21 protein-coding genes and 1 pseudogene are annotated in these 19,141 nt (G+C 32.1%); 2 read left to right on the top strand and 20 right to left on the bottom strand.

All coding sequences use genetic code 11. The features are described from left to right. Positions 1-19: 19 nt before the first annotated feature. The 17 genes and pseudogenes from FKR84_RS12750 to FKR84_RS12670 form a co-directional block, all read right to left on the bottom strand. Positions 20-208 (bottom strand): annotated as a pseudogene (locus FKR84_RS12750) (four helix bundle protein); the annotation flags it as partial. Between the two features lie 15 nt (positions 209-223). Next, a complete protein-coding gene (locus FKR84_RS12745; RefSeq protein WP_141422700.1) occupies positions 224-487 on the bottom strand; it encodes a GIY-YIG nuclease family protein in 264 nt (87 codons plus the stop codon). Positions 488-499: 12 nt separating this feature from the next. Further along, positions 500-670: a four helix bundle protein gene (locus tag FKR84_RS12740; protein WP_233357769.1), complete on the bottom strand. Its 171-nt coding sequence runs from the start codon at positions 668-670 to the stop codon at positions 500-502. Positions 671-906: 236 nt separating this feature from the next. Continuing rightward, positions 907-1,953, bottom strand: coding sequence for a GDP-mannose 4,6-dehydratase (locus tag FKR84_RS12735; protein WP_141422699.1), 1,047 nt, complete (start codon positions 1,951-1,953; stop codon positions 907-909). Between the two features lie 57 nt (positions 1,954-2,010). Next, complete coding sequence (locus FKR84_RS12730; protein WP_141422698.1) at positions 2,011-2,295, bottom strand: GIY-YIG nuclease family protein; 285 nt, start codon at positions 2,293-2,295, stop codon at positions 2,011-2,013. Between the two features lie 109 nt (positions 2,296-2,404). Beyond that, complete coding sequence (locus FKR84_RS12725) at positions 2,405-3,301, bottom strand: glycosyltransferase family 2 protein (protein WP_141422697.1); 897 nt, start codon at positions 3,299-3,301, stop codon at positions 2,405-2,407. Between the two features lie 47 nt (positions 3,302-3,348). Next, positions 3,349-4,392: a glycosyltransferase family 4 protein gene (locus FKR84_RS12720; protein WP_141422696.1), complete on the bottom strand. Its 1,044-nt coding sequence runs from the start codon at positions 4,390-4,392 to the stop codon at positions 3,349-3,351. Next, a complete protein-coding gene (locus FKR84_RS12715) occupies positions 4,389-5,516 on the bottom strand; it encodes a glycosyltransferase (RefSeq protein ID WP_141422695.1) in 1,128 nt (375 codons plus the stop codon). The genes FKR84_RS12720 and FKR84_RS12715 overlap by 4 nt, the downstream gene beginning before the upstream one ends. Further along, positions 5,509-6,648 (bottom strand): glycosyltransferase family 4 protein, encoded by a 1,140-nt coding sequence (locus FKR84_RS12710; RefSeq protein WP_141422694.1) that lies wholly within the window; start codon positions 6,646-6,648, stop codon positions 5,509-5,511. Before FKR84_RS12710 ends, FKR84_RS12715 begins: the two co-directional genes overlap by 8 nt. Positions 6,649-6,719: 71 nt before the next feature. Then, complete coding sequence (locus FKR84_RS12705) at positions 6,720-7,472, bottom strand: sulfotransferase family 2 domain-containing protein (protein WP_141422693.1); 753 nt, start codon at positions 7,470-7,472, stop codon at positions 6,720-6,722. Further along, on the bottom strand, positions 7,450-8,406 hold the full coding sequence (locus FKR84_RS12700; protein ID WP_141422692.1) for a DUF6625 family protein: 957 nt from the start codon (positions 8,404-8,406) through the stop codon (positions 7,450-7,452). The genes FKR84_RS12705 and FKR84_RS12700 overlap by 23 nt, the downstream gene beginning before the upstream one ends. Beyond that, on the bottom strand, positions 8,403-9,377 hold the full coding sequence (locus tag FKR84_RS12695) for a glycosyltransferase family 2 protein (protein ID WP_141422691.1): 975 nt from the start codon (positions 9,375-9,377) through the stop codon (positions 8,403-8,405). Before FKR84_RS12695 ends, FKR84_RS12700 begins: the two co-directional genes overlap by 4 nt. Positions 9,378-9,454: 77 nt before the next feature. Then, positions 9,455-10,270 (bottom strand): glycosyltransferase, encoded by an 816-nt coding sequence (locus FKR84_RS12690; RefSeq protein ID WP_141422690.1) that lies wholly within the window; start codon positions 10,268-10,270, stop codon positions 9,455-9,457. 96 nt (positions 10,271-10,366) lie between these two features. Next, positions 10,367-10,999 carry a NeuD/PglB/VioB family sugar acetyltransferase gene (locus FKR84_RS12685; protein ID WP_141422689.1) on the bottom strand — a complete coding sequence of 211 codons (633 nt, stop codon included), beginning with the start codon at positions 10,997-10,999 and terminating at the stop codon, positions 10,367-10,369. Further along, positions 10,993-12,057: a DegT/DnrJ/EryC1/StrS family aminotransferase gene (locus FKR84_RS12680; RefSeq protein WP_141422688.1), complete on the bottom strand. Its 1,065-nt coding sequence runs from the start codon at positions 12,055-12,057 to the stop codon at positions 10,993-10,995. The genes FKR84_RS12685 and FKR84_RS12680 overlap by 7 nt, the downstream gene beginning before the upstream one ends. Before the next feature lie 30 nt (positions 12,058-12,087). Continuing rightward, on the bottom strand, positions 12,088-12,786 hold the full coding sequence (locus tag FKR84_RS12675; RefSeq protein WP_141422687.1) for a sulfotransferase: 699 nt from the start codon (positions 12,784-12,786) through the stop codon (positions 12,088-12,090). A gap of 468 nt (positions 12,787-13,254) precedes the next feature. After that, complete coding sequence (locus FKR84_RS12670) at positions 13,255-14,007, bottom strand: hypothetical protein (protein WP_141422686.1); 753 nt, start codon at positions 14,005-14,007, stop codon at positions 13,255-13,257. 957 nt (positions 14,008-14,964) lie between these two features. Here FKR84_RS12670 and FKR84_RS12665 point away from each other — a divergent pair. Beyond that, the gene (locus FKR84_RS12665) at positions 14,965-15,180 is read left to right on the top strand and encodes a hypothetical protein (RefSeq protein WP_141422685.1); all 216 of its coding nucleotides are present in this window, start codon (positions 14,965-14,967) and stop codon (positions 15,178-15,180) included. Between the two features lie 6 nt (positions 15,181-15,186). After that, the gene (locus FKR84_RS12660) at positions 15,187-15,438 is read left to right on the top strand and encodes a hypothetical protein (protein ID WP_141422684.1); all 252 of its coding nucleotides are present in this window, start codon (positions 15,187-15,189) and stop codon (positions 15,436-15,438) included. A gap of 32 nt (positions 15,439-15,470) precedes the next feature. Here the strand turns inward: FKR84_RS12660 and rfbC are convergent, their stop codons facing one another. From rfbC to FKR84_RS12645, 3 genes are all read right to left on the bottom strand, one after another. Further along, positions 15,471-16,022, bottom strand: coding sequence for a dTDP-4-dehydrorhamnose 3,5-epimerase (gene rfbC, locus FKR84_RS12655; protein ID WP_141422683.1), 552 nt, complete (start codon positions 16,020-16,022; stop codon positions 15,471-15,473). 152 nt (positions 16,023-16,174) lie between these two features. Further along, positions 16,175-17,563: a sulfotransferase gene (locus FKR84_RS12650; RefSeq protein WP_141422682.1), complete on the bottom strand. Its 1,389-nt coding sequence runs from the start codon at positions 17,561-17,563 to the stop codon at positions 16,175-16,177. Next, positions 17,535-18,788 carry an ABC transporter ATP-binding protein gene (locus FKR84_RS12645; protein ID WP_141422681.1) on the bottom strand — a complete coding sequence of 418 codons (1,254 nt, stop codon included), beginning with the start codon at positions 18,786-18,788 and terminating at the stop codon, positions 17,535-17,537. The genes FKR84_RS12650 and FKR84_RS12645 overlap by 29 nt, the downstream gene beginning before the upstream one ends. Between the last annotated feature and the right edge of the window lie 353 nt (positions 18,789-19,141).

The raw sequence follows: 19,141 nt of genomic DNA, 5'->3' as shown, positions 1-19,141 counted from the left end.
GACCCCTTGACCCTATAATTTACTCTCTTTTTAAATATTGGCTTAACTTAGTTAACATTTTTGAGATTTCAACTAAATCTTTTCGATTTTTATCATATTCTTTATCGGTTATATAATTTTGACGCTTGGCAATAGTATTGCATACGATACATTCATTTACTGAGGACTTTGCAATCATAATATATCTGTTAAATTGCAAATTCGTATTTCCTTGACCTTCCGTCTAACCTATGAAATACGATTTGAGTCTATTTTTTAAGAACATTTTACCGTAGTGGGTTTTAAGGTATTTTTCCCTTTTCAGCGCATCATTTTGACATAAACAAGCTTCAAAATAAATAATTTTAAACGGTCTTCGATTTTTTGTAGATTCTACATAGCCTTTATTATGTTGCTCAAATCGTAAATTCAAATCCTGAGTATAACCCGTATAGTTTTTGCCATCGACTTCGCTTTGCAGGACGTAAATGTAATAAAAATCTTTCATAAGGCTTTGAATTTATTTCACAGGTCGAATATTTAAGGGAATTGAAGTTGAAGCCCTACGGAATTGGGAACTGAGATTATAGCGTTCAGATTTTGGAAAGGTTTTTACCTGTGCATATATAAGATCAACGAAGTCTAAACTCTTTTGATATACTTTTAATTCTTCAAATTTAAAATTATTCATACTCTTTATTATTAGTAGGAGTCTTTAGTCGGTGGTCATTAGTCATTAGTCATTAGTCGGTAGTCGATAGTCATTAGTCTGTAATCATTAGTCTTGGGACTTAATTAGGTAAACTGATGTTCCCTAACTCTTTGACTCTTCAACTCTTGACTCTTCAACTCTTGACTCTTCGACTCCTGACTCTTCAACCCTTGACTCTCTAGACTATTCGAATATACGTTTTTTCGACTATTCAACTAAACCCCATAATACCCCTTATACCACTCCACAAAACTACGAATTCCTTCTTTTACCTTGGTGTTGGGGGCGTAATTGAAATCTCTTTTGAGTTTAGAAACATCTGCGTAGGTGGTTGCTACATCGCCGGGTTGCATGGGGAGCATTTCCTTTTTTGCTTCGCGTCTCGTTGCTTCTTCTATGGCTTTTATAAAATCTATTAATTGTACCGGACTGGAATTGCCTATATTATAAACTTCGTGCAAGCTTTTATTAGGTAAACTTTTTTCTAAAGTATTTACGACTCCGGTAATAATATCATCTATAAAGGTGAAATCGCGCGACAAATCGCCGTGGTTAAATACTTTTATGGGTTTGTCTTTTAAGATGGCATCGGTAAATAAAAATAATGCCATATCCGGGCGACCCCACGGTCCGTAAACTGTAAAAAAGCGCAAACCTATACATTCTATTCCGTAAAGGTGGCTATAGGTATGCGCCATTAATTCGTTCGATTTTTTTGTAGCCGCATAGACACTTATGGGTTCATCTACATTATCGGTTTCGGCAAATGGCACTTTTTTGTTGTTACCATATACGCTAGAACTACTGGCATAAACCAATTTTTTCACTTCGTTATGACGCATGCATTCCAATAGATTTAAAAACCCGCTGATGTTTGAATCTGCATACACTTCCGGGTTTTCTATACTATAACGCACGCCGGCCTGGGCTGCTAAATTACAGACTTTATCGAAATTATGTTGCTGAAACAATTTAGGCAACTGGACGCGATCTTCTATTTTTAGTTGTATAAACTGAAAGTTGGCATGTTTTGAAGAAGTACAAAGCTTGTTATAATAGGAAGCGTCGTCTTTTTCTATACCCAATTCTGCCAGACGGTCAAATTTTAAACCAACATCGTAATAGTTGTTTAGGTTGTCTAATCCGATTAACGAATAACCTTGTTCCAGCAATTGTCTGCATAAATGGAAACCGATGAACCCAGCGGCACCAGTAACTAAAATCTTATTATCTTTAAGCTGATTAAATTGTTCTAAGTTCATTACTTATCTTCTTGACCTGTGAAATCCTGTTAAACAAGTATTAGATTTCTTAAGGCGTTATTTGTTTTTGTTTTTAGTTTGACAGGATAAATAAGATTTGAGGCGCTTCCCCAAATACATTTTTCCATAGTGCGTTTTTAAATATTTTTCTCTCTTAATAGCATCATCTTGCGACAAACAACCTTCAAAGTAAATCAATTTTAATGGTCTACGGTGCTTTGTTGATTTTACTTTTCCTTTGTGATGAGCCTCAATTCCTAATGGCAAATTGGTTGTATAACCCGTATATTTTTTACCGTCTTTCTCACTTAAAAGTACATATATGTAATAATAACTATCCATTTTGCCATTATTTCACGGGTTAAACCCAGCTGCGCCGGTAATGAGAAGTTTTTTTCTATTCCCTTCGTTGATAGTCATACGTTAGAATATTTTTTAAATAAAGAAAAATTTAATTATCATTTGGACTTGGTATAGTTAAAAGATACGCCAAAAAAGATAAGCTTTCGAAATATTTTTTATGTTGCCAAGCAGTTTTAAACATGCGTTTATACATTTTCTTTTTAACCTTTAATACAGAGGAAGTAGCAGACTCATCAAAATAAGTATTCCAAAACTCTGCTTTATTAATTTTTCGCTTACAAGCTTTAATTCTATTTTCATACCCCGTATTTTCTTGATCGTTTATTATAGATACTCCGCCTTCATGTCTTCTATATAAGGCAAATGTTTCATTAGAGTACCAGCCTTTTTGTTCTTTTCCCAAAGCACGTAGCCAAACTTGTGAATCACTACCTCTATCTTGATATAATTGAAAATTTTCTTCATATTTAATAAAATTACGAATAGTGGTAGAACACGTATGGCAATGGTTACGTACAATCATATCTTTATAGGTAAAGGTATACGCTTCTTTCTTGCCTATATATTTTACTTTACTGCTATCTTGGTGATATTCTTTTATACCTCCTGTAATCAAGCTATACGCTTTATTTTTTTCTAAAAAATCTACTTGCTTTGCTATTTTATAGTCATCCAACCAGTAATCATCTCCCTCGCAAAAGCTAATGTATTTCCCTCTACATTCTTTTAAAGCAAAAGTAAAATTACCAAACATACCAAGATTCTCTTTTTGATTAAAATAACGAACTTGAATGTTTTGCGGCAATGATGCTGTGCTTTTTAAAATTTCTTGATGTGTTTTATCTGTAGAACAATCGTTAGAAATAACTAACTCAAAATCAAAATCTACTTTTTGCCTTTTAATACTTTCAATGGCTTGCTTTATATAGGCTTCATGATTATAAGTAATCATGCAAACAGACAGTAAAATATTTGATTTTTTCATACTTAGAAGATGTAAGTTAAATAGATTGAAATTATTATATAACTAAACTAGCCGTTGATACTTATTGTTTTATTATGAAAAGATTCGATTTGCAATGCTACTTTATCCCAAGCATAATCTAAAGACTTCTCTCTAGACTGTATGGCTAATTGCGATAATTTGCTATCGTTATATAATAATTCAAGACTGTTGGCAACAAAAGCATCTGCATCGTTTGGAGGGCACAAAATATTATCTGTCTTATTTAGATATTCCGGAATACCGCCAACGTTAGACGTTATAATGGGTTTACCACAAGCTAAAGCTTCTAAAATAGAGTTACAAGCCGTGGCATCTTTTAAAGGCAACAGTAATAAATCTGCTTCTTGATATTTACGTTTTAATTCTAAATCGTTTAAATTACTGTAGAAGGTTACCCTTTCATGTTTCTCTATAAACTTAGTATAACTTTTACCAACCACAACATCTAAATAAAGATCTTTCTTATTGGGTAATAATGCCTTTATGGTTTTATTTAAAATATCAAAATCTCTAAGATGCTTTCCTACAAATAACATTTTTTTAAAAGAACGAGATGAGGAGTCTTCTAACGGTCTAAAGAAGTTAACATCTACCCCGTGAGGTATGTATTCAACTTGTTCTATATTTAACCATTCTTGAAGAAAAGCTACTTGGTTTTTGCCTACTGTAACCGCAGCATCTAATTGTTTAAGATAATTTAAATTTTTGATTCGCTGGGCTAAAATAGCAGGCGGACGATGAAAAGTACCTACAAAGTTAAAGTTTTTTTTACCTGCATATAATTTAGTTATATACCTAATATCTCGTTCTGCATTTAAATAATGTATAGTAACATTTTCTTTTTTAGCAGATTGCAAACTTTTATACAATTCATACTCTTTCATTACACTGGAAGAATCGTACAAACCTGCTTTTTTAGAACTTAACCGACTTATTGTTTTTGCCAATTTATACGACATAGACTCTAAGCCGTAAATTTTTTTAGCATTAGGAAAATAATCTAATAGCCTACTATAGCCAGAGTTTTTTGCATGATGCGCTGAACGATGATGTATAAATATAGTATTCATAATTTCGTAGGTGTCATTAGTTCTAAAATTCGTTTAGCGTTTTCCCGAGGATGAACGTAATTTTCATAGTACAAACGTGCATTTCTTGATAATTTTTCTGCTAAATCAAGATTGTTCAAAACGAGGCTTATATTTTCTATTAATTCTTGATCATTCTGAAAAAATAAAAGATGTTTTCCATGCTCTAATTCAAAGGGCAGATTAGTAGTGAGTCTTTCTGCAATAATTACCTTGCCTTGTGACAGGTATTCTGCCATCTTCCACGCAGGAGAATTTGCTAAACCACGTGTGTAAATTACAATTTTAGCGTTTTTAAGTGCTTCTAAATAAGCGTGTGCTTCAGTAGGCACATCTGTAATAGCATCTGCAAATCTGTTATTTACTATCTTGGATGGAATAAAACCTCCTCGAAAATATTTTGGAAATTCTTTTTTAAGAAGCTTAATAATATGATAGCGTTGTTCGTGTATTCGTCTTACATCTTCATGGTATTCTTCGCTAAAACAACGAGTTTGAAAAAAAACTATATTTTCATCTCCCTTCTTCACCTTGTTGTACTGCTCTATGAGTCTGGCGTTCTTTAATAATTTTATCTGTTTCTTATGCTTTTTAAAACTTTTATATAATCTTGAAAGAGAGTGCCTATCTATTTTAAAATCTGCTTTAAGGTTTACGATTAGGAAACCTAATTGCAGAGTTTTGTTTTTTCTGAATAAATCTGAATAAACTTTAAAAGTCAAGCCCATTTTATACATCTTAGCTCTCTTGTTTAGAGGCAAAAAATCAATGTTTTTTTGAAGATAATTACGTTTAAAAACAAAATCACAATGCTTTAGGGCGTAAGCAGAAAACTGGTTATCAAAATCATAGGTGTCGGTAGCAAAAGAAATAGAGGTTTGATTTTTAATATCAATTAGTTTAAAATAAGCAGCTTTAGGAAATGGTTTATTAACTTTTTTCACTTTGTGGTCTGCCACAATTAACCGACCTTTTTTGAGCTTGAAATCTTGCTTAACTTCTATTTGCAATTTTCCTTCTTCCGCTAACATAAAAAGCCCCGTCAAGAAATAGGATGATTGGCTTAACTCTAAAGGTGTATAGACAAGAACTTTGTACCTACTCATTACTCGTGCTTTTTAAAGCATCATTAATAGAATTCTCAAACACTCGAAAAGTTTTTTCTAAACTATATTCTCGCTCTACTTTTTTTCTTGCCGCTTTTGCCAAACTTTCTAACTTCTGCGGGTTTTTAAACAGTTTTACCACCTGCTCTACATAATTATCTTTATGCGACAACAAACCATCTTCTTGTGCGTTTATTATTTCGTCAGCACCACCGGTGTTGGCAATTGCTGCTACGGGGGTAGCGCAAGCCATCGCTTCCACCATTACCATGCCAAAAGACTCGTGCTCACTAGGCAACAATAATAAATCTGCTTCTTGATAGTAAGCAACCAAATCTGCTTGTTTTTTTGTTCCTAAAAATCTAATATTATCTCTAAGTTTTAGGGCTGTAATTTTGGTCTGCAAACCTTTATAATAAGCTTTATCACCAGAGAAACCAATAATCTGCAAAGTACAATTTATTTTTGCATCGCTTAAAGCTTTTACCACATCTATTATTAATTCTAACCGCTTTAAAGCCATTATTCTTCCTACAAATAGTAAATTATAAGATACTTTGATTTCTTTTTTCTCTAAAGGTTTAAATTTATTTAAATCAATTCCTAAAGGTAACACTCTAATATCCAGTTTAGCAAAATTAGCGTGTTTGTATAATTCTTGTTGTTGCAATTTAGTATGCACCAAAATATGGTGTGCGTTTTGGTAATACCGCAGTGCATTTCCTTTTAAACTCATATTTACACCACCTATCATCGCAATGTACGGTCTATCATTATTATGGAGCTTCTTAGCATATTTAAAGGTATATTTACTTCCATGACCAGACATGTTTATTATAGTTACAGCTGCTGGTGCTGCGTAATAATGCCAAAAAGAATGTTGCGCTCTCCAAGAGCTTCTGCGTTTACCTAAAGGTGCGGTTACGGGATAAAACTTTTTAAGTACCCCATCACATACTTTTTTATAAGGTAAAATGCCCTGGGTAAAATAAGAAATAGATGTTTTATGCCCTGTCTTAGCGGCATAACTTTCTAATGCTAACTGATGCGGTTTGCTGTGCGAGTGGTATAAATCATTTTCTTTTAGACCAATGGCTTCTCCAGAAAATGGGTGAAAAAGGTTAATTAACAAACTTTATATTTTATAGAAATTTAAATAACTATTTTATTAATGATTTTCTAATATCAGAAAATTAAAGGATTTTACTGCGTTCTTCTGATTTTATTAACTTTCTGTCTTTTTATTTTATCCAATTTCTGTATAATTTTTAATCTTAGAATGGAAGGCTTTTTAAAGTCATATTTTTGACATTTAGTTATATAATTATCTTTTAATATGAAATCTTGATATAAATCAATATCTAATTTATTTTGCTCTAATACCACTGACTGCTGAGTAGAACTTAAATCTTCATAAGTTAGATAATTCTCGTTTTGTCTTCTACTATTTCTTTTGATACCATCTCCATAAAAATTAACATTCATCTTAGCTGCTAAAAGCGATATAGACTTTAAATAATTATTGGCATCTCCAATAAAATCATAATTATTTAAAATTTTTTTTGCCAAATTAAAATCATTACAACCTGCCAATTTATTAACCATGAAATTTTCTGTATAATCTTTAGCGATAAAAGACTCAATATTTTCAGAGAAACCCATCTCACGTTCGTGATTAAATTGCGACATATATCTTTCTATAGGGTTTCTTAAAAAAGTAATATTAAAACTTTTCTCTATCTCTAAAAAAGATAAATATGGCCTTACAGAGTGCCCTCCTATACCAGATACCCATATTTTTTTTAGCTGCTTAAATTCATCGTGGGTTAAGTCATTTTTAAAATCATTACCTCCGTAGTGATTTCTAGTGACATGAACATAACCAGGAAAAGTTAAACTTAAAGTACGGTTAAAACTAGTCCCCGCACATTTTTCAATATGTGTAAATAGAAACATTTTTTAAAATTTTTCTCTGAATTCGATGCTTTATTTTTTTTAACTTCTTAATTCGTAAGCGTCTTTTCTCTTTTATATAATAACCCATAAAGCTATTGAGAAAAAATTGAATCTTTTTTTTTAGTTTAGAATTTTTCTTGTAGTGAATGCCATTAAAGGAAATATAAAAAAATGACTGAGCATCACTAAAATTTATTTGCGAAAAATGCATCTTTTTTTTCCAGTTAATAAAGTGTAAATACATGACTTCTTCACCGGTTTGGGTGTTTAGCATTTTACCATTATCCCATAGCCAGCGGTCTAAATAATACTCTTGATGCGAGTCTCTGCCACGTTCTTGGTTGCATAAAATTTTATTCCAGTAAACTTTTAAATCTTCTCTTTTAAAAACTTCTGATTCTTTAATAAAATCCGTGAGCGTTACCTCATCGGTACGGTATAACTTTTCAGAAGAGAATAGAGTCTTATAGTGTGGAAGTTTTTTATAAAGTTCATTCAATTTTTTGTCATTTTTAAATATATTAAAATGTCCGGAAATGGCATTTTTCCTACTAGAGATTACATCGTAGGTCATTAACAAATCTTCTGTCATAAATTTTCGGATATCCCCCCAAATTATATCCATATCACATATACCCCAAAAATCATATTCGGCTACCTCTTCGGCAAAAACATCTCCGTAAGCAATCTTAAGATCACAAAATTTACGTCCTGCTAAGGGCACATCTACCTTTACCTTATTATTTATTTTCTGATTAAACTCTTCTAAACTCGTTTTTAAAAACTTGATATTCTCTGGGTAGCGGTTTGGCACAACACAATCTGTTGGACAAAGCCAGTTAATTGTAGGGTTTTTTTCTATAGATTTTAAATGGGCATCAAACCATAAAGGCCATTGACCAAAATACGGTATTATTAAAAGAATACTTTTCATAAAACCGTATTTTTTAATTTTTGTTCTAAAAAATAAATACTATTCCCTCTTATTAAAGATAAGTGCCCTGCAACAAAAAAAGCAAAGGCAATTCTTTTGTTAGTTTGCCATAGAAATGGCAAAAAATCACTAAGAATTTGTTTACATAAGTTCTTATCGTTGTTATTAAGTGCTAAATAAAAAAAAGCAAGTAAATTTTTATAATGAAAATTTATTACTTCTTTGGATGCTATTTCTTTTCCTCTTTTAAAGTTCTCTAAAGATAAAAAAACAAACGAATTCATGTAAGCAGAAATATATTGGTTTCGTTGCCTACTCCGTTTATTGTTATCGTGTTGCCGATAAATATAATGAAAACCGCTTATAGCAAAATATTTGGCAAATTTTCTGGACTTATAAAAAACGCGCGAAAAAAACTCATTTTCCTGACCGCGCAAGAGCTTCTCATTAAACAACTTATATTTTCTGATAAAAGTTGATTTAAAACATATAGATGGTAAGAATATTTTGGATTTCCAAGTGGTATAATTTACATATAAATCTTGACCAACATCTAAGTGCTTTTCTTTTAAGTTTTGTAATTTATTATCTGCACTATAGCCAGAACTAATTACAAAATCTAAGTTGTGTTTTTCTAATGTTTTTACTTCTTCTGCCAATTTTGTTGATAGCATTATATCATCTGAGTCAAACCACTGTATATATGTGCCTTGAGATTTTCTGAATCCATAATTACGGGCACCATTTCCGCCGGGAGCGTAATTTGCGGGACGAGAAAAAACAGAAAATCTTTTATCCTCTTTTGAAAAAGCTTTAACCACTTCAATAGTATTATCTGTAGAACCATCGTCTATGATAATACACTCCCAGTTTTGATATTCTTGCTCTTTGATAGAACCTAATGTTTCTGCGATTAAATCAGCACGATTTAACGTAGGGATAATAATAGAAACTAAAGGGTGCTTTGACATAGCTTTTAAAAATAGCGATTGCGAATATAGGTGTTTTTAGCAGGTACTTAATGTAATTACGGGATTCTTAACAAAGATTATACATTTAGTTTTCTCTTTATTTTTTTTAGTTTACTTTTTAAATTTATAATATTATTGTGCACAAAAACCGCAAGGCTTCGCTCTTTAAAAACCAATTTACCAGATAAACCAAATGCAGCATTATCAAAATCTAAAATTCTTTTATACTCTTTTCTTACTGAATTATACTTATTGCTAGAATGCACCAACTCTATCCACAAAGGCGGTTGTTTGACTATAGTTTGTAATTTGGTATATTTAAAATCTCTATGATTTTTATGCATTACAGTTTTCAACGATGCTTTTGCTTTCTCAATATAACTAACAAATGGGTTAAAATTAAAATCAAACGCTCTTATTTCTTGAAAATCATCGCCTAAAGTAACCTGGTAACCTCTACGCAGATCTATCACCACATTAGCTTTTTCTACAAAATTATCTCGAATAGTTTGTATAAAGTTTTTATGTATTAGATCATCATTATCTAACCTGCTGGTAATTATAAACTCTTCTTTATCTGCTTTTGATAATATATATTGCCTAAACTTTGGAATAAGGGAAGACATGTCTTTAATATAAATAGCAACTATATTGGGATAAGTTTGAGAAAGTTTGGTCACTTTTTGTTTAAACTGTTGGGGTGTATTTATATCAAAAAAAATGCACCAATCAAAATTTTGATTGGTTTGGTTAATAACAGACGGTAAGCAATATGTTTCAAACAAGCGAAAACGTTCTTCCAACCATTCTGGGGTTAGTACTTTTTCCCCATCACGAGAGGTTTCCCAACCTTCTACCCTAACATTAAACCTGGTTATTAAAAAATGTTTCATAAAATATTTTATTACTATTTAAAATAAAAACACAAACGCAGTATTATTCTTTTCTTTCACATAGAAAGCGTTACAACATACTTGTGAATGCCAGTTCTATTTTCTTTTATTTTTTAATTTTCTTGCCGGGTTTCCTATTACAACTGAATTTGCTTCTACATCTTTTGTTACTACCGCTCCTGCACCAATAACAACATTTTCTCCTATTTTTAAATCAGGTAATATAATAGCCCCGCTCCCCACCTGTACTTGATTACCTATTTGCACCCTACCTAAAATCTTACACCCGGGAGATAACTCGGCAAAATCTCCAATTTGAACATCATGGGTAATTATGACATTATAATAAATTAATGCGCCCCTACCTATAGTTACTCCGTTGGATATATGAGCTCCAGCTAAAATATTACAGCCTTCTTTAATATTAGTGTAACTGCCAACATTTGCAATCTTACTTGTTGTCCCTTTAAAAATGCCTCCTAATTTTATAAATTGAGAATAAAGCTTTTTACGTAGACTACTATTACCCAAGCCTAATGTGAAATGTTGACTAACTGTGCTAAAATATTTCTTCGCTTCTTCTTTCGTTTTTAAAATTGGATATTGCTCATAAAGTTTTTCAGGATTGTCTTGACTAACATCATCAAAAAACACTAATGACTGTAAGTTGTCTTCTGGCAAACTTTGTAGTAACTCCGTAGCAAAACCTTTAGCACCAACAATTAACATAAGGTAGTAATTATTAAATTTAATTCATTTTTTGTTAGTCCGACATACAAAGGTAAACACATAATTCTTTTAGCAGTACTAGCAGCAATTGTACAATCATTCGATTTTACATAAGGTAATTGCTCTAAACTAGGATAAAAATATCTTCGCGGAAAAATGTTTTTTTCTTTTAGAGCAGCTTCTGCTTCCAATAAATCTTTTTCTGTTTTAAAGATGATTGGATAGTAACTATAATTCCATTGCGTACCTTCTCGTATCTTTAATTTACTTATTGCATAAAAATTTAAATGTTCGTCATAAAAATCACAAACTTTTTTACGTTCGGCTACAATTTTATTCATATAAGGCAAAACACTTAAGCCCATTGCTGCTTGCAACTCACTCATTTTGGCATTGATGCCCAAACCATGATATTCTAAAGGGCCGTTATGACCAAAGTTGTGTCTGTAAAACATCTCATGATAAGTTTTCTCATCTTGTACAAAGGCAGCTCCGCCTTCGCCTGTATGAAAAAGCTTGGTGGCATGAAAACTACAAGTACTCACATCGCCATAATTAAAAATAGATTGTCCTTGGTATTTTACAGCAAAACAATGCGCTGCATCATAAATCACTTTTAAGTTATATTGATGAGCGATACGCTCGATTTCTTCAATATAACAAGGATTTCCAAAAACATGAGTTGCCAAAATTGCAGTTGTTTTGTCTGTTATTGCAGCTTCTATTTTTGTTTCGTCTATACTTAAATAATCAGGGTGGATATCTACAAAAACCGGGGTGCATTTTTCCCAAACTATGGAAGAAGTGGTTGCTACATAACTAAAAGGTGTTGTGATTACCTCTCTTTCTTTGGCAAAAGCATTAAGCGCAATCTGCATTGGCAAGGTACCATTGGTCATTGGCAAAATATGTTTTACACCAAGATGATTGGTGAGTTTAGCAGATAATTCTTTATACAACTCTCCGTTATTGGTAAGCCATTTATTTTCCCAAATACGTTCTAAATAGCTTTGGTATTCTTCTATGGGCGGAAAAAAAGTTTTGGTGACGTGAATCATTGTTTTTAAAAATGCTAAAGATGAAAAAAATTAAGTTTTATTTTCCCAAGGAAACTCTTCTGCATTAACAGGCTTATTTAAGAATCGACATAGCTCTCTATAAGCTCCCTTTTTAGATACGTTAAGAACCAGCAAATCTTCTGTTCTATTCTGAAAATAATGTTTTACTTGTTTGTTATGATTTAAGTAATGATTAATAAGCGTTTCTTTCTCATATGGATCATTATCACGTGTGTCAAAAAACTCCTGAATCAAATCCCAAGGTAAACCTTTACGAATATATTTAGCAGAAATCAAGTTTTTCTTTACTGGTGTTTTATTGTTTTTACCCCATAGTTTGGCATGAAAACTTGTTAAAGATTCATACCATTGCTCAGGATTATCTCTAATTGTTAAAATAAATTTTGAATTGGGAAAATAATGATCTAAAATAACATAAGTAAAAGGTAAACTAAAAGGAATGTCTTGAAAAAATTGTGCAGTTTTACAATATTTAATTATTGGCTTGAAATCTCTTTTTTGGTAACTTTCAAAGTCCTTTAAAGCATTATATTGATCTCCCACTCTATACCCTAAACCAGACATGGCTTTAGTTAACGATGTTGTACCCGTTTTGTTCAACCCTATACCAAAAACTTTTGGTTCGTTGCCATGAAAAATTGCCCATTTCTTTCTATGCAATCTTTTTCTATCTTCACGTGAAAGTATTTGTTTTAAATAATCAATCATTTAATTTTATTACTCAATTTCGTGTTTTTTGAAACTATTTAAGCTCTACATTGTGGTTTTAAACAAAAACATTTTGTCTTGTCCAGACTTTAAATATTTATAAAATAACTTAAAATTGCACTTATTCGAATACTAATAGAATTTGAATCTATGGTAACAAAATTAAGTTCAACTGCAATATTACACATTTTTAAGATGGTAGAGGGTAATGTTTACTATTTAGCCTAACATTAGCTATAGAATTTCGTCTTTTACTTCAGAAAATATTTTTTTACATCTCTATTTAAAGTTATTTATGTCACGCAAATTTTACTTTTATGTAATTTTAGTTTTCGAGTTTAGTGAGGTTATACTATTTCACCACAAATTAACCAATCAACCTATTAACAAATTCACTAACCAATAAAAAACCATCCCAAGACCTAATTTAAGTATTTGGGATGGTTTAATTTTAAGGATGCAATTATTTTACACCACTTCTATAATCTGCAAGGCGTTGTGGGCGCCGTTGTTCAGCATATAAAACGTACCGTTAAGTTGCTGTTGAAATTCTACTTTTAAAAAGTAGTAATCCAATCCGTTTCCTGTAGGAACAGAACCAAAAATTAAATGGACGTCTGTCTCATTTTCATCCAACTCCAACTGCTCGGTATTGCTTAACACCAAATCAGACTCTCCGGTTTCAAAATCGAACTTAAGATGTCCCGCCTGAAATTTAACGTGGGTTGCCCCTTCGGGAGCCTTTAGGTTTAATTCCGGATTAAATTCCAGCAAATCTACCTGTCCGTTTGTGGCATCTAAGCTATACTCCTTCTTTAAGACCTGATCTAAACCGGCACTTTGATTAAAATCAAAAAACCGAAGTTGGTCTTTTCCTTCCGGAGTTTGCATACCTATATGCACTTTTCGTTCTCCTCTATTGGAGGTGGTGTCCAGATTTTTTATACGCGACAAAACTTGGGTTAACCTATAACTTTTTGTTCTGTCCCGCACACTAGCTAATAAATTGGCAATTGCCCTACGCAATAATTTACCACTGGTGTTAATGTGTGCAAATTCTCGACCGTTTTCACGAGTGCGTTTAAAAGCCGGATCGTTTTTGATTCGGTTTTTATCTATTCCGCCTTTAGATCGTACGTAATAAGCGCCGTCTGCGCCTTTATAAAAAGACAACCCTTCTATATTGCCTTTAATTTTGATAAATGACTCTTGTGATGCCATAATTATTAATTTTTAGGAAAACTGTTTAGAACAACTTAGATAGCAAGTGTCTATTTCTATTTTATCAGACATTTTTTGTATCTAATATTTTACTAACTGTTCGTGAACAGTTTTCCGATTATTTATTTTTCGCTTTAGAAACTCTTTCCTTAGCTGAGTCCTTTGTTAGGACATTGTTCTTTTGTTGTCGACAAGTCAAAACTTGGTTTTTTATTATGTGCACCCAAGCTTTAACAGAACACTACAAACCTACATCGAATGCTTTTTTGTAAATGCCGATCTATACCAATCGTGACAGTATTTACCGGTTTTTTAATAAAACCTACTTTTTGCTACTTTTTAATACCTTTTGATACTTTCTGAAACTTTTAGTTCCATTTTGTACCTTTTTTTTACGCTATAAATAGTTAAATACTCCATTGAAACTGCCGGAAAAATTTGTAAAAACATAAGTTAGCTTGTATAGCCTTTACATAGGCTTTACATAGGCTTTGCATAGAGGTTGGTTTTGAAATATAGGGCAAGTAGAATTTCACCTTATCTTTTTTGGGGACTTTCTGTCGCAACTGCCTCGCTTTATTTCATTTCAAGAAAAACACCTAATGCAGACTCCTGCGTTTTAGTTCTTTCTGCGACTTTTTACAAGAGCCACAATCTTACAGTATTTTGATTATGAAGACCTTAACATTGTTAAAAAAGCAAATGCAATTGCTTGTAAAAGAAGATTTTCCTCTCCAAAAAAAAGGGTGTATTTACATGTCCTTTTTTTTATTCTTTAAATAAATAAGCTTTGTAAGAGAAATATAAAGCAGAAACAATATGCTCGTAAGCCCATATAAATCAATACTTAGCACTATGACCGAATCTATAAAGTTCATGTCACAACTTTTTTGGGCAAGCATAAGTAGCTTTATATCGGTTTTAAAAAGTAAAAAAATAATTTAAAAAAATGTAGCAATGAAAGATATAGAAAAATACCAAATTATTAAACCAAAAGATTTAGCAGCTTGGCAAAATTTGTCCTTAAAATCGGCACAAAGAAAAGTTCGTACAATCAAAAAACACTATAAGAAAGAGCAGCATCACGTATTAAATTTGGAAGAAGTAGCAAATTATTACGATTTTCCCATAGAAATATTAGTACAAATCTGCCAAACTATAAATAAACAATAAGTTAGCATGCAAGCGGCTGTTAAACATAACTTTCTTTACACTCCTTTATATACCTATCACATAGAGGCGTATTTTGGCGTGCAAGAACGAACAGCCCGCAAAAGAAAAAAAGAAATAGTTGACTATTTTAACCGTAAAAGTTCTTGTTTATTTTTGATTGATTTATATAATTACGATGCTTGGGAAGATCCCGTAGAATTTGCACTGGTGCTCAACCAAAACCTACATTTTGCGCAACGGATTAAATTTGAGAAATAAAGATAGATAAGTTATAAACGATTGTAAAAATCTTATAATTGCTTATAAAATTCAGCCCAACTAGAAGCTTCTTTATCTTTTTTTGAAATAATTTCTGCACCTATTTTTACTTTCCAATCAATTTGTAAATCAGAGTCTAAAGGATTGACTCCTACTTCACTTTCTTTATTATAAAATGCATCACACTTATAAGAAAATATGGTATCATTTTCTAAAACTGCAAATCCGTGGAGACAACCTTTTGGTACAAATAATTGCTTTTTATTATCTGCATCTAATATCTTAGAAACAATTTTTCCAAAACTAGGGGACGAAGATCGGGCATCTACCACAACATCCAAAACTTTTCCTTTTACCACTCTTACTAATTTAGCTTGCGCATGTGCTCCTAACTGTGCGTGTAAACCTCTAATTACACCGTAAGAGGACATAGATTCATTATCTTGAACAAAATTTACTCGCAAATTTGTTTTATTCTGAAATTCTTTGGAATTATAACTTTCCATAAAATACCCTCTATTATCTTTAAAAACGGAGGGTTCTACTATAAAACAGTCTTCTATTTGCGTACTAATTATTTTCATTGTATATCCAATCTTTTTGCTAAAGCTTCATTTATAACTTTCCGGCTCTATACTTAGTTAAATGTTTTCATATTTGACAAATGATTTAAAAATAAATAATGTCATTAGTGGACCTATATAATAATCTTATAAAAATATAATTATCTATGTACTTAGAAGGTTTTTGATAAATTTAAAAATGCATCAATTTTATTGCGTAATTCTTCCTCCTCCATATTCTCATATTTATTTAAATGATTCTTTTTAACTTGATTAGTTTTTACAATATTATAATTAAAATCCTCCTCGGAAATAAACCTTGACCATTTAGCTTTGGTTTGTTCTAAATTTTTCAAATTTAGACTCAACACTCTACCTTCTCCTATTTGCGATAGTTCATTTTCAATCTGCTTATTAATAAAATTCCAATACCAAGCGCATTTTTCCAAAGCATCTAATTTTTGCCAATCATGATCGGATAAGACATTAATTTTATTTGCTTGTAGTCTATATTTAGCCCAATCATGGTCCATAAGATAGGGATATTCATTCTGAGCATACCAATTCCTAGCATACATAGACTTAATGCAAGAATACTTTTCTCGTTCCAGATGAATATATTTAGAATTAGGAAAATATTCTTTTAAAAATGGAATAAGGTTCCATAGGCGCTGATCGGAATGTATTAAAATCTGATTATCGGATGCTTGCCAAATTTTAGTATTAAAAATATCTTCTAGCTCTTTAAAATAATCCTCTTTACGGTTAGGATTCTCAGCCAATTTTGTACTTATTCGTATTAATTGTCGAATATCTTCGTGAAAAGCTTTACAATTAGGGTTCTGATTAAGAATATTTACAATAGCATTGCTCCCTGATCTCCCTGTTCCTAATATAAATATTATCTTTGCTTCTCTCTTTTCTTTATAAGTGGGTAAAAAATTTTGATTCAAATCCAGCATTGCCGCACCTTTTATATCACCAAACCTTTTTTCCTTTTCTAACTTTATATAATGGCTTTCATTCCGAAATTTAAGATGCTTGACTTCCGGCGCACTAACGATTTCGTAAGCTTTAATATTTTTATTTACCACAGCCCCTCTTCCTATAATAGCCCCTTTTCCTATATGTACTCCAGGCATTATAGAAACGTCACTATCTATTATAACGTTCTCCTCTATATGAAGAGGACTAAATTTGACCGTTTGATCAAATGGTAAAACATTTCCTTCATAATTTGAAAAAGCACTTATAATACTTACATTCTCGCCTATATGAACATTGTTAGCGATTGTAATTCCACCTCTACCATCCATAAAAAAATTATTACCAATATGAATATTATTACTAAGAATAATTTTCTTAGGAGATTTAATTCGCCAATTTGCGCCATTTAGAGTACAATTCGCACCAACACTTTGAAATTGCTTAAAAATTTTTTCTCGATGCAAGTCAATTTCTTCTATTCTATTTTTAGCTAATTTTTTAGCAATTTTAGGTATAATATACTTCCAAAATTTTTTTTTAAAGTTTCTAAGCATCTTCCTTCTCCTTCCAGTCATAATCTACATAAAAAGCTTTTTTACCTCCGGGTAATTTACCAGTGCCGTAAAAATCTCCTTTGTATACCGTAATAGCCCCAACTCCTTTCTTATATTCTAAAGGTTGTCCCCGGAAGTGACAAAGAATATTATAGTGATAAACTCCTTCACTTAGCGGCCATTTAGGTATCTGTAAAACAGCTACTCCTTCTTTTTTTCTAAAAGTAGTATTAACTATATCGCTTCTACATCCAAACATGAAAGTACCGTTAGTATCACTAAACGCTACGGTAAAAGATAAGTTTTTCTGCTCTGCATTTAAATAGTGCAACCTGACAAACACATTTTGACCGGTCATTATATTTTGTACAACCTCTCCTTTACTATTTAAAAATTCTAATTTCAAAATACCTGTAGTTACGTCAGGATTAAAGTAAACACTATCTTTCGTTTCATTGTCTTTTAAATAATTATCAATTCCTTCTTGAACATCTCCTTCAAAGCAAGTTTTTCCATTTTCTAAAATTAACAATCTGTTGCACAAATTTTGAACAGCTCCCATATCATGACTAACAAAAATAATTGTTCTTCCTTCTCCTTGCGAAATATCCTGCATTTTACCAATAGCCTTTTTTTGAAATTCTGCATCACCAACGGCCAATACCTCGTCTATTACAAGAATATCCGGTTCTAAATGGGCAGCTACGGCAAAAGCCAAACGTACGCGCATTCCGCTACTATATCTTTTTACCGGGGTATCTATATAAAGTTTACAGCCGGAAAACTCTACAATCTCGTCTAATTTTTCACTTACCTCGTCTTTGGTCATTCCCAAGATAGCACCGTTAAGGTAAATATTTTCTTTTCCGGTAAGCTCGGGATGAAAGCCCGTGCCTACCTCTAACAAAGAAGCAATACGGCCGCGGGTTTTAATACTGCCGGTGGTTGGGCCGGTTACCCGCGATAAGATTTTTAAAAGTGTAGATTTACCGGCTCCGTTTTTACCAATAATACCTAAGACTTCCCCGCGTTTTACTTCAAAATTAATGTCGCGTAACGCCCATACATATTCACTTTCTGCCTTGGCACTACGGTCGTTTACCGCTCCCACCTTAGTATATGGATCTTCTTTTCCGCGTATTTGATGCCAAAAACGGTTTAAATCATGGCTCAAGGTACCGGTACCAACAACCCCTAAACGGTATTGTTTGGATACATTTTCGGCTTTTAAAATTATATCACTCATTGCTTTTTTTCTAAAAAAGTCAAATTTAAGGGATTAAAAGAAATTAGATGGGTTTTTAAGAAGGATTTTTGAATTTGTTTATGGGGCATTTGTCATTTCGACGATAGGAGAAATCTTTTTTGGCTTAGTTGGTAAGAGGTCAGTATTCAGTGGTCAGTAAAATTTCAAAAAAATCATTCGCTTAAAGCTTATTGCATAGAGCTTATTGCTTTATTTTGTTTTCCGAATATTCGTTTATTCGTGTATTCGGGTAGGTGCTAGTCTTTAGTTGAGAGTCTTGGGTAGTAAGTAGTAGAAAATTTAGCAACCATCCCCCGTCAGAGCTGTCATTCTGAAAAAAGCTGACCAGCGGG

Origin of the sequence: Haloflavibacter putidus (genome assembly GCF_006546625.1) — a bacterium.
In the GTDB taxonomy this organism is placed as follows: domain Bacteria; phylum Bacteroidota; class Bacteroidia; order Flavobacteriales; family Flavobacteriaceae; genus Mesonia; species Mesonia putida.
This window is presented reverse-complemented; position numbering and strand designations above follow the sequence as displayed.

Coding starts and splice junctions, on each gene's coding strand:
- rfbC (WP_141422683.1), bottom strand. CDS start 16,022: ATGAAAATAATTAGTACGCAAATAGAAGACTGTTTTATAGTAGAACCC.
- FKR84_RS12715 (WP_141422695.1), bottom strand. CDS start 5,516: ATGAGTAGGTACAAAGTTCTTGTCTATACACCTTTAGAGTTAAGCCAA.
- FKR84_RS12740 (WP_233357769.1), bottom strand. CDS start 670: ATGAATAATTTTAAATTTGAAGAATTAAAAGTATATCAAAAGAGTTTA.
- FKR84_RS12665 (WP_141422685.1), top strand. CDS start 14,965: ATGAAAGATATAGAAAAATACCAAATTATTAAACCAAAAGATTTAGCA.
- FKR84_RS12670 (WP_141422686.1), bottom strand. CDS start 14,007: ATGGCATCACAAGAGTCATTTATCAAAATTAAAGGCAATATAGAAGGG.
- FKR84_RS12650 (WP_141422682.1), bottom strand. CDS start 17,563: ATGACTGGAAGGAGAAGGAAGATGCTTAGAAACTTTAAAAAAAAATTT.
- FKR84_RS12720 (WP_141422696.1), bottom strand. CDS start 4,392: ATGAATACTATATTTATACATCATCGTTCAGCGCATCATGCAAAAAAC.
- FKR84_RS12675 (WP_141422687.1), bottom strand. CDS start 12,786: ATGATTGATTATTTAAAACAAATACTTTCACGTGAAGATAGAAAAAGA.
- FKR84_RS12660 (WP_141422684.1), top strand. CDS start 15,187: ATGCAAGCGGCTGTTAAACATAACTTTCTTTACACTCCTTTATATACC.
- FKR84_RS12685 (WP_141422689.1), bottom strand. CDS start 10,999: ATGTTAATTGTTGGTGCTAAAGGTTTTGCTACGGAGTTACTACAAAGT.
- FKR84_RS12745 (WP_141422700.1), bottom strand. CDS start 487: ATGAAAGATTTTTATTACATTTACGTCCTGCAAAGCGAAGTCGATGGC.
- FKR84_RS12735 (WP_141422699.1), bottom strand. CDS start 1,953: ATGAACTTAGAACAATTTAATCAGCTTAAAGATAATAAGATTTTAGTT.
- FKR84_RS12730 (WP_141422698.1), bottom strand. CDS start 2,295: ATGGATAGTTATTATTACATATATGTACTTTTAAGTGAGAAAGACGGT.
- FKR84_RS12690 (WP_141422690.1), bottom strand. CDS start 10,270: ATGAAACATTTTTTAATAACCAGGTTTAATGTTAGGGTAGAAGGTTGG.
- FKR84_RS12700 (WP_141422692.1), bottom strand. CDS start 8,406: ATGAAAAGTATTCTTTTAATAATACCGTATTTTGGTCAATGGCCTTTA.
- FKR84_RS12680 (WP_141422688.1), bottom strand. CDS start 12,057: ATGATTCACGTCACCAAAACTTTTTTTCCGCCCATAGAAGAATACCAA.
- FKR84_RS12645 (WP_141422681.1), bottom strand. CDS start 18,788: ATGAGTGATATAATTTTAAAAGCCGAAAATGTATCCAAACAATACCGT.
- FKR84_RS12695 (WP_141422691.1), bottom strand. CDS start 9,377: ATGTCAAAGCACCCTTTAGTTTCTATTATTATCCCTACGTTAAATCGT.
- FKR84_RS12705 (WP_141422693.1), bottom strand. CDS start 7,472: ATGTTTCTATTTACACATATTGAAAAATGTGCGGGGACTAGTTTTAAC.
- FKR84_RS12725 (WP_141422697.1), bottom strand. CDS start 3,301: ATGAAAAAATCAAATATTTTACTGTCTGTTTGCATGATTACTTATAAT.